General features: G+C 29.6%; 12 protein-coding genes and 6 tRNA genes. 14 read left to right on the top strand and 4 right to left on the bottom strand.

Annotated elements, in window-relative coordinates:
* The first annotated feature begins 485 nt into the window (after positions 1 to 485).
* The 14 genes from ACVC08_RS04655 to ACVC08_RS04590 all read left to right on the top strand — a co-directional run bounded on the left by ACVC08_RS04655 (position 486) and on the right by ACVC08_RS04590 (position 9217).
* Positions 486 to 1169: a hypothetical protein gene (locus tag ACVC08_RS04655; RefSeq protein WP_452601169.1), complete on the top strand. Its 684-nt coding sequence runs from the start codon at positions 486 to 488 to the stop codon at positions 1167 to 1169.
* Complete coding sequence (locus ACVC08_RS04650; protein ID WP_452601168.1) at positions 1166 to 1717, top strand: exonuclease domain-containing protein; 552 nt, start codon at positions 1166 to 1168, stop codon at positions 1715 to 1717. The genes ACVC08_RS04655 and ACVC08_RS04650 overlap by 4 nt, the downstream gene beginning before the upstream one ends.
* 148 nt (positions 1718 to 1865) lie before the next feature.
* Positions 1866 to 2615 (top strand): nucleotidyltransferase domain-containing protein, encoded by a 750-nt coding sequence (locus ACVC08_RS04645; RefSeq protein WP_452601167.1) that lies wholly within the window; start codon positions 1866 to 1868, stop codon positions 2613 to 2615.
* Positions 2616 to 3686, top strand: coding sequence for a nucleotidyltransferase domain-containing protein (locus ACVC08_RS04640; RefSeq protein ID WP_452601166.1), 1071 nt, complete (start codon positions 2616 to 2618; stop codon positions 3684 to 3686).
* Between the two features lie 675 nt (positions 3687 to 4361).
* Positions 4362 to 4435, top strand: a tRNA-Leu gene (locus ACVC08_RS04635).
* Positions 4436 to 4641: 206 nt separating this feature from the next.
* Positions 4642 to 4709 (top strand) — tRNA-His (locus ACVC08_RS04630).
* Between the two features lie 40 nt (positions 4710 to 4749).
* On the top strand, positions 4750 to 5748 hold the full coding sequence (locus ACVC08_RS04625) for an RNA ligase, Rnl2 family (RefSeq protein ID WP_452601165.1): 999 nt from the start codon (positions 4750 to 4752) through the stop codon (positions 5746 to 5748).
* Positions 5749 to 5917: 169 nt separating this feature from the next.
* Positions 5918 to 6622, top strand: a complete 705-nt coding sequence (locus ACVC08_RS04620; RefSeq protein WP_452601164.1) for a hypothetical protein — start codon at positions 5918 to 5920, stop codon at positions 6620 to 6622.
* 8 nt (positions 6623 to 6630) lie between these two features.
* Positions 6631 to 8046: an SDR family oxidoreductase gene (locus ACVC08_RS04615; RefSeq protein WP_452601163.1), complete on the top strand. Its 1416-nt coding sequence runs from the start codon at positions 6631 to 6633 to the stop codon at positions 8044 to 8046.
* 10 nt (positions 8047 to 8056) lie between these two features.
* Positions 8057 to 8130: transfer RNA gene (locus tag ACVC08_RS04610), tRNA-OTHER, on the top strand.
* Between the two features lie 21 nt (positions 8131 to 8151).
* A tRNA-Cys gene (locus tag ACVC08_RS04605) sits at positions 8152 to 8224 on the top strand.
* A gap of 95 nt (positions 8225 to 8319) precedes the next feature.
* Positions 8320 to 8391, top strand: a tRNA-Asp gene (locus ACVC08_RS04600).
* An 11-nt stretch (positions 8392 to 8402) separates the two neighbouring features.
* Positions 8403 to 8474, top strand: a tRNA-Asp gene (locus ACVC08_RS04595).
* Between the two features lie 26 nt (positions 8475 to 8500).
* The gene (locus tag ACVC08_RS04590) at positions 8501 to 9217 is read left to right on the top strand and encodes a DUF434 domain-containing protein (RefSeq protein WP_452601162.1); all 717 of its coding nucleotides are present in this window, start codon (positions 8501 to 8503) and stop codon (positions 9215 to 9217) included.
* Position 9218: 1 nt separating this feature from the next.
* On the opposite strand, the gene ACVC08_RS04585 is transcribed toward ACVC08_RS04590, so the two are convergent.
* The 4 genes from ACVC08_RS04585 to ACVC08_RS04570 are packed head-to-tail and all read right to left on the bottom strand — an operon-like array spanning position 9219 to position 12972.
* Positions 9219 to 10709 (bottom strand): hypothetical protein, encoded by a 1491-nt coding sequence (locus ACVC08_RS04585; RefSeq protein ID WP_452601161.1) that lies wholly within the window; start codon positions 10707 to 10709, stop codon positions 9219 to 9221.
* Between the two features lie 18 nt (positions 10710 to 10727).
* A complete protein-coding gene (locus tag ACVC08_RS04580) occupies positions 10728 to 11186 on the bottom strand; it encodes a 3-oxoacyl-ACP synthase (protein ID WP_452601160.1) in 459 nt (152 codons plus the stop codon).
* On the bottom strand, positions 11183 to 11860 hold the full coding sequence (gene mtgA / locus ACVC08_RS04575) for a monofunctional biosynthetic peptidoglycan transglycosylase (protein WP_452601159.1): 678 nt from the start codon (positions 11858 to 11860) through the stop codon (positions 11183 to 11185). The genes ACVC08_RS04580 and mtgA overlap by 4 nt, the downstream gene beginning before the upstream one ends.
* On the bottom strand, positions 11860 to 12972 hold the full coding sequence (locus tag ACVC08_RS04570) for an NAD(P)/FAD-dependent oxidoreductase (protein WP_452601158.1): 1113 nt from the start codon (positions 12970 to 12972) through the stop codon (positions 11860 to 11862). The genes mtgA and ACVC08_RS04570 overlap by 1 nt, the downstream gene beginning before the upstream one ends.
* Positions 12973 to 13153 lie beyond the last annotated feature (181 nt).

Raw genomic sequence — 13153 nt, 5'->3', positions numbered from 1 at the left:
ATTGAAACTTGGTATAATAGAAAAAGATTACACACGGCTTTAGGCTTAAAATCTATTGAAGAATTTGAAACAGAAATGAACAATCAAAAATTAGCAGCATAATCTCTCTTCTTTTTGTCCAGTTTTTTGTTGCAAGTCCATCGGAACTTGATAGAATTAAATCTAACAAAAAGTTAAAGGAATTAATTAAGATTAATAATGGAAAACTCTACTTTATTTATGCTGAATATAATAACTATGATTTTTTAGAATATTTTGAAAACAATTATAAAGAAGTTGAGTGCATAAAAATAAACAGCCAAAGAGCTCAAAATGCTTTAATAGAATACTTAATTAAAAGTAGTAGTAATAAAAGTTATCCAAGACTAGCTAAAATTCAAGATGATAATGTAATTTCTAAAGAGCATTATAATTCATTTAAGCATCATTATAAAAGAAATAATTTCTTTCATTGCTTAACCAATCAATTAATAATTTAAATAGAAATGACTTCTATATTAACGAGAACGACTGAAAACCTATATAGTGTTTTTAAATCCTATGTTGTTAAAGAAGGTTTAAGAGAACGAGCTTGCGATTGTTGTGTCACTAATGAAGAAATAAGATTGTTGCTATCTAAGCCTTTAAAAGAATTAAGTTATAATGAAATAGGTCCTTTTTTTCGTTCAGCGATCTCAACTTTTGGCTATGTAGAAGATTTTAAACATTTTTTGCCTAGAATTTTAGAGTTAATGCAAGACCCTAATTGTTATGTGTTAGGCGATTTTTCAACCTTCGAAAAATTAAACTATAGCGAATGGAAAAATTGGAATATAGATGAAATTGAAGCCATTGAAGCCTATTTTCAAGAATTATTAATAGATGTTTTAAATAATAATTTAGATACAATAGAAGATTATATCGAATTAAATTTAAAGTATACAAATTTTAATAAGCTATGTAAAATACTGGCAAATACCAATTCAAAAAAGTTAATCGATAGCATAGTAGAAGCTACATTAAACAGTCATTATTATAAGGTAGATGATAGACTTTTTAACTTTTTTTCAAGTCAAACAATGTTAGATAAATTAGAAAATGAGTTTTTTAAAGAAAAAGACAAGGCCTATGCTAGTAGAATATCTATTGCACATAACATATTAGAAACTCATCAAAATAAAAACAAATGAATTACAATAAATATATAATAGTCATAGACTTAGAAGCTACCTGTTGGAACGGGAAAGTCCCTAAAGGGCAAGTTAGCGAAATTATAGAAATAGGAATCTGTATATTAAATACAGAAACAGGAGACATTACTAAAAACGAGGGTATATTAATAAAACCAGAACGCTCAGAAGTGAGTCCGTTTTGTACAGAATTAACAACGATAACACAAACATTATTAGATAAAGAAGGAGTTACGTTTAGTGAAGCTTGCACTCAATTAAGAGAAAATTATCAAGCGCATCATTACATATGGGCAAGTTACGGAGCATACGATTTAAATGTTATGAAACAACAGTGTAAAGTTCGTAATATAGATTATCCTTTATCTCAAAATCATATAAACGTAAAAACATTATTTTCTGAAGTTAAAGCATTAAGAGGTAAAGTAGGAATGAAAGGTGCTTTAGGCATTTTAAATATTCCTTTAAAAGGCACTCACCATAGAGGTGTTGATGATGCAAATAATATTGCTAAAATTTTATATTGGTGTATAAAAAATAAAGAATAATAACAGAAGGTTTTTACCCTAGTTAATTAATAGAGTTGTAAATTGTTGTTTTCTTTGTTACTTTTAGCCTAAGATTATTCCTTCATTGTAGTGTGAAATTACAATTTAATAAGAAGGCAAATCTTTTTTAATCATAGTCAGTCCCCAAATGATGAAAACTAAAATTATAGAAAAACTTTCGGAAATAGAGAAAGAAAAAAACATAGAAATACTATTCGCAATAGAATCTGGAAGTAGAGCCTGGGGTTTTGCTTCACCAGATTCCGACTACGATGTACGTTTTGTTTACAGACATCCTAAAGATTGGTATTTAAATTTATGGGAAGGTAAAGATACTATAGAATTTACTACAGAAGATAACCTTGATGGAGCAGGCTGGGACTTAAAAAAAGCCATAAAGTTAATGACTAAGTCTAATGCTTCAATTATAGAATGGCTCTTTTCTCCTATAGTTTATCGTGCAAATGATGCTTTTTTAAAAGATATGCAAACATTGGCAGAACATAGTTTTAATCCAATAGCAGGGTTTTATCACTACCATAGTATGAGCAAAAGTTTCTTAGAAAAAGTATCTCGAGAAAATGTAAGCTTAAAAAGTTTTTTCTATGCATTACGAGCAGCATTATCTGCAATGTGGATTGTAAAGCGTAAAACCGCTCCGCCAGTTTTGTTTTCAGAATTACTAGATTTAATAGATAATAATACTATAAAAGAAATAGAAGCTTTAATAGAATTGAAATCGCAATACAGTGAAGCCTTTCAGGTAAAGCAAAACCAAAGACTTTTTATCTTTTTAAAATACACTATTTTAGATAATGACGAAAAAGGAAAAAAACTAATTAATTGCCAGTACAATCCAGAAGATTTTAATAATTTATTTCTTAAATACCTTAAGTAATTGACATTAGAAGAACTTAAAACGTCTGGGCATATTATTTTTGAATGCATTGGCGGTAGTCGTGCTTATGGACTAGAAACAGAAACATCAGATACAGATATTAGAGGTGTTTTTATATTGCCAAAAGCACAATTTTATAGCTTAGATTATATAGGGCAAATTAATAATGAAACAAATGATATTGCTTATTATGAGCTACGAAAGTTTATAGAATTACTAGCAAAGAATAATCCTAATATTTTAGAGTTATTGAATATGCCAGAAGCATGTATTTTATACAAACACCCTATATATGATGAAATTAAACAAAGTGTTTTTTTATCTAAACTATGTAAAAATAGTTTTGCTAATTATGCATTTACGCAAATAAAGAAAGCAAGAGGGTTAAATAAAAAAATTGTAAACCCCGTAGAAAAAGAACGAAAAACTATTGAAGACTTTTGCTATGTAAGAACAGAAAAACAATCAATTTCTTTAAAAGAGTTTTTAAAGGATAATCAATTAGAAGCTTCAAAATGCGGGTTGGTTAAAATACCACATATGAAAAATTGTTATAATATTTTTTATAGCCTATCCATACGTTATAATGGAATATCTAGAGAACAAGCAAATGAAGTATGTTTAAGTTCTGTACCTAAAGCAGAGAAACCTATAGCCTTATTATATTTTAATGTAGAAGGGTATTCTAGCTATTGTAAAAAATATAAAGACTATTGGGCCTGGGTTAACAATAGAAATGAGGAACGATATAAAAATAATATCTCACACAGTAAAAACTACGATGCTAAGAACATGATGCATACATTTAGGCAATTGCATATGGCAAAAGAGATAGGAGAAACAAAAACGATTAATGTAAAACGAAATGATCGTGATTTTCTGTTATCTATTAAAAAAGCAGATTTCGAATATGATACATTAGTAAGCAAAGCAGAAGCAATGAAGGTAGAATTAGAGACTATTTACAATACTTCAACCTTACAAGAATATCCAAGCTTAGAAACTGTAAATGCCTTATTAGTAGGTTTAAGAGAACAATTTTATAAGGAAAAAGAGTTGCAATTAAAATAATAATAGCATATTTGTAACACCAAATAAATGGTATAAAATAAAATGACAATACAAAAATTACATAGTATTAATATAAAAGGAGCTGGACTCTATACTTTTGTTCAAGATTTAAGGGACGAAACAGGATGCTGTATAATTTTTAGAAGGAATAAAATGTAATAAAAACCTTAAATAACTATAATATATAAGCGTCCAATTAAAATTGGACGCTTTTTTTATGAAAATTTTTTTGAAAACATGTCAAGTATTTAAAAACAGTAGAATAGAATAATTAAAACAAGAAACAATTGAGAGACAGTCTATTGTGAAAAATGTTAAATCCCTGCGTAAAGCGGACAGGAATTGTAGTATCTATTTTTAAATATAAATAACTAATAATCAATATATTAAATAGTTTTTTTCTTGCGTAATTAAAAAAACAAATACATCTTTGCATCGTTGAAAAAACAATAATAAATTAAAAATAATGAAACATTTAATAAGACATAATCAAAAACTTAATAGTAGTCATGATCTGTTTAGAATTACAGGGCAGTTAAGTAAGGATGTACAATTATTTTTGAAACAATGGGAGGATGAGTATATATAATTAAAATAATATATAACGTTTTAAACGTAGCACCTCCCCAAAGAGGTGCTTTTTTTATGAAATAGATTTTATAAAAACTACAAAATGCAGAAATGGCGGAACTGGCATACGCGCTTGATTTAGAGTCAAGATTTTGAGAGTTCGAATCTCTCTTTCTGTACTATAATCCACTAGCCCAATTGCAAGAGATTGGTAAGAAAAAACAATTGTTTTTTCGAAGGTACCGAACGAAGTTCTGGTTTATGCCCCGTTCAGTCTTGGTTCTAAACACGAAGTATTCACGAGTACAACTTTAAAATAATAAAAAGAAGCGAGCTAATCCTATCAGGTCATCAAAATTTAATAATGAATTAATAAAACAATATGATGGCTTTAGCTTATTTGGTAAAGTACTTCACTGTGAATGAAGAGAACAGGGTTCGAGCCCCGAAGTCACCCTGAAAGTAAATTAGTAATTAATAAAAATTAGAAATCATGTTTAAAAAATACAATACTATAGAAAACACGTACCGTGAAAAAGAAATAGAGCAAATCTACCTACATGGATATGATAAAGAAACCTATGTGGTACAAGAAAAAGTACATGGAGCCAACTTTTCTTTTATTACTAATGGTAAAACAATACAAGTAGCAAAACGAAGTGGTTTAATTGTAGAAGGAGAAAATTTTAGTAATTACGAGCATGTATTAGACACGTATTCCGAAGCTATAAAAACATTATTTGGATTGGTAAAAATAGATTACCCAGAAACAGAAATAGTTACCATTTTCGGGGAATTGTATGGAGGTAGTTATGAGCATCCAGATGTTGAAAAAATAAAAGGAATGGTAAGAGTACAAAAAGGTGTGTTTTACAGTCCAGAAAACGACTTTTATGCGTTTGATATCTGTATTAATCAAATAAAATACCTAGATGTACCTATAGCCAATACATATTTTGAAGCAGTAGAATTATTTTATGCAAAAACGCTATTTCAAGGCACGTTACAAAAATGTTTAGACTACCCTAATATTTTTCAGTCTAAAATTCCAACATGGTTAAAGCTACCAGAGATTAAAGGTAATATTTGTGAAGGTGTAATTATTAAACCTCGAGTAAGTAAGCATTTTAGAAATGGACAACGTGTTATTTTTAAAAATAAAAATGAAAAATGGTCCGAACGCTCACATTCAAAAAATAAAGTTGCTAGAGAAGTAAAAGTATTTTCAGAATTAGAAAAAGAAACTGTTAATTACCTTTTAAGTTATGTAAGTGAAAATAGATTAATGAATGTGCAAAGCAAACTAGGAGAATTTTCATTAAAACAAATGGGGAAAACAATCGGGCTATTTGCACAAGATGCACTTGTAGATTTTAAAAAAGATTACGAGTCGCAATGGGAAGTTATAGAAAAAGAAAGTCAAAAACGAATGACTAAAATGCTTAATAAAGAAGCAGCGAATATGGTCAAGCAAATTTTTCTATACAGATAATAGAAGTAATATTTGTTATTGAGTACAGTCGAAAAGAACTTTAATATAGTATAATTTTCGGCTGTATTTAAATAAAAATAATTATTACGCAAAAAGAATGCGTAATAGAATGTAATATTTGTGCTGTAATTAATTAATGATTACTTTGTTTATAATAAATACTGGGTTAATGCATAATATTAAAACAATACTTTTAACACAAATATTAATAGATTCAGAACCTCACTACTCTCTAGATTGGTTAGCTATACATAGTCCATTCTTTCAAAAAGAATATTTGGAAAAGTTGGCAATAAACCTTGTTAAATGCCATGTTGAAGGTGTATTAGAAACATTGCCACATCCTCATTTTAATGAAGAAGTAACACCATTACTACATGATACCTTTTCAAGATTCATACCTTCATTAAAACAAATACAAGAGCATGATTATAATTCAAATGCTATAACTCAAAAAGCAATAGCAAAAACAATAGAAACAATAGCATTTAAAGATGTTTTATTACTAATGGGACAACGCATAACCTCTGCAACTGTGCAAACAATACAAGGGTTACCATTATTAAGAGAAGAAGTATTAGCTAGTTGTTTCAAACCCTATAATAAACATATAAGTGTAGCGGTAAGAGCTTGGGAAAAACATATAGATAGAACCGAAGATTCCTTTTGGGGTGAAATACAAGGTAAGCCCGAAGAAAAAGAAGAAAAAGCAAGAGTATTAATTAATACACTAATAGACAAACATACGTGGTGGAATGTATTTTACCATTACAAACACGAATTAGTATACGAAATTAGAGTAGCAACTGGACACGGCATGCGCTGGAGTATTAAAGACAAGACATTAATAGGTTTTTTAGAACCCTTTTTATAATATTAAAAATGAATACATTTAAATCATATAATTTCACTCAAGAAGAATGGGAGCATTGTATAAAGGTTTTAACCGAACTTAAAAAAGATCCGTTTCAAAATCCAGACAACCCATTATTATCTGGGTTAATAACTAAAATATATAAAACAGCAAAAAAGAGTAAATCTAAAGAATTATACAGAGTACATAGAAATCTAAAAGCAAATGACCCTAAAGAAATTTTTGACACCCCAAAAGCTGAGGATATAAAGGCTGTTAAAAATACTATGATTTCTAAAAATGCATTAGAAAACATAACGCTTTATGCCGATGATGATAAGAAAAATGGAGGTAGTTATAAAACGTTAAACAAAGCTAAAGGCTGTTATTGTTGTAATGTAAAGTTTAATAAGTTACATTTTTTTTATAACCGATTGTGTCCTAGCTGCGCAGAAGCCAATTACGAGCAACGTTTTAAAACTTTAGATTTAAAAAATAGAAACGTAATATTAACAGGAGGGCGTGTAAAAGTAGGATATGCAACAGCCTTAAAGCTATTAAGAGCAGAAGCTAATGTTATGTTGACTACTCGTTTTCCTGCATCGGCATTAGACAACTTTAAAAAAGAGACCGATTATAATTTATGGAAACATAAACTTACTATTTATGGATTAGACTTAAGAAATTTAAAAGCCGTAGAACGTTTTATAGTGTATTATAAGTCTAAATACAATACACTAGATATTTTAATAAATAATGCAGCGCAAACCATAAAGTACGATGATAATTATTATTTGCCAATAGTAGAGAAAGAGAAACAATTAGTTTTACAGTATACAAACGAAAAATGCTTAATACCTAATGAAACGTCTGTAATTGAAGACGTAAAACTATTAGCTAATACGTCTCAAAATAATCATTTCGAGATGAATAGATTTGGGCAACCAATAGATGTAAGAACCAAAACAAGTTGGAACTCTACATTAGAAGAAGTATCTATGTATGAGTTGTTAGAGGTTAATTTAATCAATCAAATATCCCCTTATTTTATGATTAAAGAATTTACACCGTTATTTAAAAACTCAAGTTTTAATAAGCGTTTTATAATAAATGTAACCTCTTCAGAAGGTATTTTTAGTTATAGTAAAAAAACAATTTTTCACCCGCATACTAATATGACAAAAGCAGCATTAAATATGCTAACAAAAACATCTGGAGCAGATTACGAAAAAGACGCTATTTATATGTATGCAGTAGATGTAGGTTGGATTTCTACTGGAGCAAAAGAAGTATTACGTAAAAAACAGTTTGAAGAAGGCTATATACCACCTTTAGATTCTGTAGATGGAGCAGCAAGAATAATACACCCTATTATTGAAGCTATAAATGGAAATACTATATTAGTTGGAACTTTATTAAAGAATTATGAAATAAACCCTTGGTAAAATATTGTAAAGCGCGTTAGCTCAGTTAGAAGAGTACAAGTTACTCAGATACAGTGCCCGTGAGTTCAAATCTCACACGCGCTTTACTTTTTAAATGATAAAATGGGAATGGTGGTTAAAATATGGAAAACGACAGTCTGCAAAACTGTAGATGCAAGTTCGAGTCTTGCTCATTCCCCAAAAAGAAAGCACTAAGATAACTGGAAATCGTCAGCCACCACATGTTGAAATATTGGTTCAAATCCATTGTGCTTTCCTAATAATAATATACATGGAGTAGTAGTTCAAAGGAAGAATGCCTGCCTATCAAGCAGGAGGGTGCAAGTTCGAGTCTTGCCTACTCCAACACATTGAAGAAAGTAATAGTTTAATTGGAAAAACACCTGCCTGTCACGCAGGAGATGTGAGTTCGACCCTCATTTACTTTCCTTTTCAATAAAAGATAATAGTTGTCATGAGTAATCTTAAAAATAGAGGCAAGGAGGGAAGAGACGATTTGCTTTTTGGAACACCAAAAATGCAAGACAAAATTAAAGAAGCCATTACAGATATGTGTTACTTACTATCTAGAGGATATGCTCAAAAATCGTCAATACAGCTAGTTGGTAATAAATATCGCCTTAATGCGCGACAGCAACAAGCTGTACAAGGCATGAGTGCTTCTAAACAACAAATAAAAAAACGTCAATCTACTTGCGTTACTTTAAATACTTTAAAAGGACAAGATATAATTATAGATGGTTTTAATTTGATTATTATATTAGAGAGTGCTTTGTCTCAAGCTTATATTTTTAAAGGATTAGATAATTGTTATCGCGATTTATCTGGTGTATACGGTACTTATAAACGTGTACAGCAAACAGAGCAAGCCTTATTATTAATAGGTTCTGTATTAAAGCAAGCTGAGGTTAATAGTGTTCTTTGGGTATTAGATAAACCAGTATCTAATAGTGGAAGGCTTAAAACCAGATTACGAGAATTAGCAGAGCAAGAACAATATAATTGGAACATTATTTTAGAAAATAACCCCGATAAATACTTAGCCGAGAGTGCTTCTGTTATAGTAACCTCAGATGCTTGGATATTAGATCGCGCTGAGACATGGTGTAATATAGCAGGGTATCTTATAGAGCAAACTATAAACAATGTATATGTTGTTAATAGTAACTAACTTATCCTAACTTTTCTTTAATCTCTTTTGCAGACCTTAAAGGGGTATAAATAGTTGGAGACAAATAGTCTTTTACTTTCTTCTCATAGCGTCTAGCTAATTTTTTATTATTGATCTCATCTGCTAAAAAGTATAAGTAGTTATATAAAATATACTTATGTGGGCTGTTAGTTTTTAAAGCCTTAATTTGAGGTTCGTATGTATTGAAATAAGCCGTTATTTGTTCTGTATAATCCTTATTTTGTTCATTATAATTAACTTGTTCAATAAGCCATTTAGCTTTTAAGATACTTTCTATAAACAGAGACTTATTTTCATACTCTTTAATAAATGTATTTACTTCATCTTCATCGCCTAGCCATTTAGGGAGAATAACATCTAAATAACCTAGGTAAGCCATCGTATGATCTGGTTTAGCAGAAATACAATACAAGAAAGCATTCTTAGCGGCAGTTTTTTCACTTAAACCTTTGTTGGCTCGAATTAATAAATTATTAGCTTCGACTTTTAAAGGCCCTTGTACCTGATTTAAAGTCGTATTAGCTTGGTTTAATAATTCATGAAAACCTAAAGCACTTTCCATACTTGTCTCATCTGCATAGGCGTAACCACGAGCTTCCCAAGCATCATATAGTAATCGATTACCTTTAACAACTTGAAATAAAGGAGATCTGCCATCTATTGTATTCCATTGGTTTATATGCTTATCGTTAAGCATTAACGCTAAAGCATCAATAGCTTGTGTTTGTTCATCTGTAGATAGTAGGCTTAATCTGTTTAAAGCGGTATCGTATTTTTTCTGAATAACTAACTTTACAATCTTTTTTATAGCCTTGTTGCCAAAGCTATAATCTATGCCTGTATACTGGTTAAACCACTTGTTTAAAAGACTTCTAGGAATGAAAGATAGTAGTATAATTAATACTATTATGCTAGCGATACAAATAAACATTAAATAGTTTGTAGATGACGTTGGAGGAGTATCTATTTCTAATTGTAAAAACGAATCAGAAAAGCTAAACCCATTAGCTTCATAAAATTCACGTTCACCATTTAATAATTTAGACGCTATGTCTTTTTTAAAGTAGTTTTGTGACAGATTAATTTTTGAGTTATATAAGTTAGTTTTTAATACACTACTATCTTTAGTACTGTTATCATTAATTAGAGCAATAATTTTTTGGGGGTTATTTTTGCTAACTAGAGGCAAATAAAAGTGACTTATTTTATCTTTTTTGAAAACCTTTTTAACTGCAAAAGGATAGTTGTTATCTATTTTGTAATCTGAAAGCAGTATATATTTATCTAAATCTGTTGTCTGTAATAAGTTCTCTGCTTTTATAGGCTCTAACACTCTAGCTTTTGAAGCAAATAATACATCTCCGCTAAACTCATAAATGGCGAAAATGAGAATAGCTAGCGCAACAAAACGTTTAATAAAAAAAAGATTTTTAGTAAAAGATATAATTTTAAAAAGGATATTTAATAGCACAGTTTATAGTTTTATTGTTTAATGAATAGCGGTTATTGTAAAAGATTGGGTTCTAAAGGATATGGTATCATTAATAGTTTTTCCAAGCAATAATTTCGCAATAGGAGTTATAGGTGAAATAGCATAAAATTCGGTATTGTCTACCTTAACAACACCTGCACTTATAGCTATATAATAATTAGCTTTTGATGTGTATACAACACTTCCTAAATGAATTTTATCAGAAGGGTTCTCAATACTTATTCTTGATAAGTTTTCTTTAATTTTAATTATTTCTGCTAATTGATTACCTACTTTTTCACGCTCTAATTGTAGCATAGCACGACCCGTTTCATGTTTATCTCCTGCACTACTTTTTGTTTCAGATAAAAGTGATTGTTGTATTTCTTGCATTGTATTTTTTACCGTTAATAATCGGTTATCTACAAAGGCTAAACATTGTTTATAAAGCGCTTCTTTTATTGAAAGCTGATTCATTTTTTCTTATCAAATTTTAATGCTCCAAAGTACTGCATTTGTTTTACAATCCACTGTTTCCGGTTCTGAATATAATTAGTTGCAGGTGTTGCTTTGTAATGTTTTGGTTTAGGTAAAATAGCAGCAATGGCCGCTGCTTCGTATTGTGTTAGTTTGGCTGCTGGCTTTTTAAACCAATATTGCGCTGCAGCTTCTGCTCCAAAAATGCCATTTCCCATTTCTATACTGTTAAGGTAAACTTCTAAAATGCGCTCTTTAGACCAAGTTAATTCTATTAAAAAAGTAAAGTAAGTTTCTAAACCTTTACGTAGCCAACTACGTTCTGGCCATAAAAATACATTTTTAGCAGTTTGTTGACTTATGGTACTAGCCCCTTTAATACGTTTTCCTTTCTTATTGTTTTCGTAGGCCTTTTCTATAGCTTTTAAATCGAAACCATTATGTTTTAAAAAAAACTGATCTTCACTACAAATAACAGCTAATTGTAGTTGTTTTGAAATTGATTTTAAAGGAACCCAACTGTGCTTTTGTTTTATTTTAGTATTCTCAGTTTTTTGAATAATCATTAAAGGAGTTGTAGGAACAGGAACCCATTTAAAGAGTAATACAATAGTAAAAGAAAAAACAACTAGCCAAAAGAAGAGTTTAACAAAGAAACGAAATAACTTTTTCATTATATCAAATCGGCTAATTCTTTCCCAACCAAACTACCAATAGCTACTCCCATGCCTCCTAAGCGAACACCGCAATATATTGAGTTAGATACTTGTTTTACTAGAGCCTTTTTTTGCTCGCCAACACCCATTATTCCGCTCCATTTGTGGTCTATTTCAAAAGGAGTATTGGGCAAAATAGTGTTCTTTAAAAGTGATTCTAATTTGTTTTGTATTAAATCTGTTTGTTCCAATGTTGTAGTTTCTTCTGTCTTAAAATCTAAATGTCTTCCACCTCCAAATAGTATTCTATTGTCTATATTTCTAAAATAATAATAACCCCTATCTAAATGGAAAGTCCCTTTAATATGTAGGTTTTTAATTGGCTTTGTAATTAAAACTTGAGCTCTAGCTGGTTTTACAGATTCTTCTAATAATTGAGAAGTAAAGCCATTGGTAGCAATTAAAAGTTTTGTAGTTGTGAGTTCAAAATTGTTTGTTTTTAACTTTACAGTATTAGTCTCTTCAGTAAAGGATTCAACGGTACAGTTATTTAGAATTTTAACACCTTTAGATTGTACTTTTAGTAATAAAGCCTCCATCATTTTTCCAGTATCAATTTGTCCTTCAAACTTATTAAAAGCGTATTTGCTCTTTATATTTTTAAATAGGAAACTATTCTCTTTTAGAGAGAAAACAGTATCGTTAAAAATAGGCTTTAAAAGGGTGTTGATAGTATTTAGCTTAGATAAACAACTGTCATAAAAAGCATTATCTTCTTTTAAGAACAACTCATAACCTCCTAATGTTTTATAGTCTATAATCTTATCTCCTAATGTCTGCCTCAATAGTTGAAGTCCATTAACTCGTTTTTTTACTAATTCTAAAACGTCTTCTTCACTATGATTATTGAGGTCGTCTATTAATTCGCTTAAGCTTCCAAAGCATGCAAATCCTGCGTTTTTTGTACTTGCGCCTTGAGGAAGCATCCCTTTTTCTAGTATTAAAATATTAGCTTTAGGAAAACGTTCTTTTAATTGTAAAGCACAATTAAGTCCTACAATACCACTACCAATTATTGTAAAATCTACATTAGTAAGCCAACTCTTTTTTTCCCAATAGGATAAATTCATAGATATAGTATTCGTTTATTTTATAAATAGGATATAAAATATGAGAATACAAAATAGTGAAAAAGTTGTTGTATAAAAAAACTCTGAAAGTACTTTAGGATTTTTTAAAATTGAATTACAGATTATTTAACCGTAATCTTTTTAGTTACATATTTTGCTTGATTAGTATATACTTTTTAGA

The organism is Pontimicrobium sp. MEBiC06410 (assembly GCF_053601615.1).
This window is presented reverse-complemented; position numbering and strand designations above follow the sequence as displayed.

Excerpts from the sequence above, each read along its gene's own strand:
- ACVC08_RS04655 (WP_452601169.1), top strand. The coding sequence starts at position 486 with ATGACTTCTATATTAACGAGAACGACTGAAAACCTATATAGTGTTTTT.
- mtgA (WP_452601159.1), bottom strand. The coding sequence starts at position 11,860 with ATGAAAAAGTTATTTCGTTTCTTTGTTAAACTCTTCTTTTGGCTAGTT.
- ACVC08_RS04625 (WP_452601165.1), top strand. The coding sequence starts at position 4,750 with ATGTTTAAAAAATACAATACTATAGAAAACACGTACCGTGAAAAAGAA.
- ACVC08_RS04645 (WP_452601167.1), top strand. The coding sequence starts at position 1,866 with ATGATGAAAACTAAAATTATAGAAAAACTTTCGGAAATAGAGAAAGAA.
- ACVC08_RS04650 (WP_452601168.1), top strand. The coding sequence starts at position 1,166 with ATGAATTACAATAAATATATAATAGTCATAGACTTAGAAGCTACCTGT.
- ACVC08_RS04580 (WP_452601160.1), bottom strand. The coding sequence starts at position 11,186 with ATGAATCAGCTTTCAATAAAAGAAGCGCTTTATAAACAATGTTTAGCC.
- ACVC08_RS04620 (WP_452601164.1), top strand. The coding sequence starts at position 5,918 with ATGCATAATATTAAAACAATACTTTTAACACAAATATTAATAGATTCA.
- ACVC08_RS04615 (WP_452601163.1), top strand. The coding sequence starts at position 6,631 with ATGAATACATTTAAATCATATAATTTCACTCAAGAAGAATGGGAGCAT.
- ACVC08_RS04590 (WP_452601162.1), top strand. The coding sequence starts at position 8,501 with ATGAGTAATCTTAAAAATAGAGGCAAGGAGGGAAGAGACGATTTGCTT.
- ACVC08_RS04570 (WP_452601158.1), bottom strand. The coding sequence starts at position 12,972 with ATGAATTTATCCTATTGGGAAAAAAAGAGTTGGCTTACTAATGTAGAT.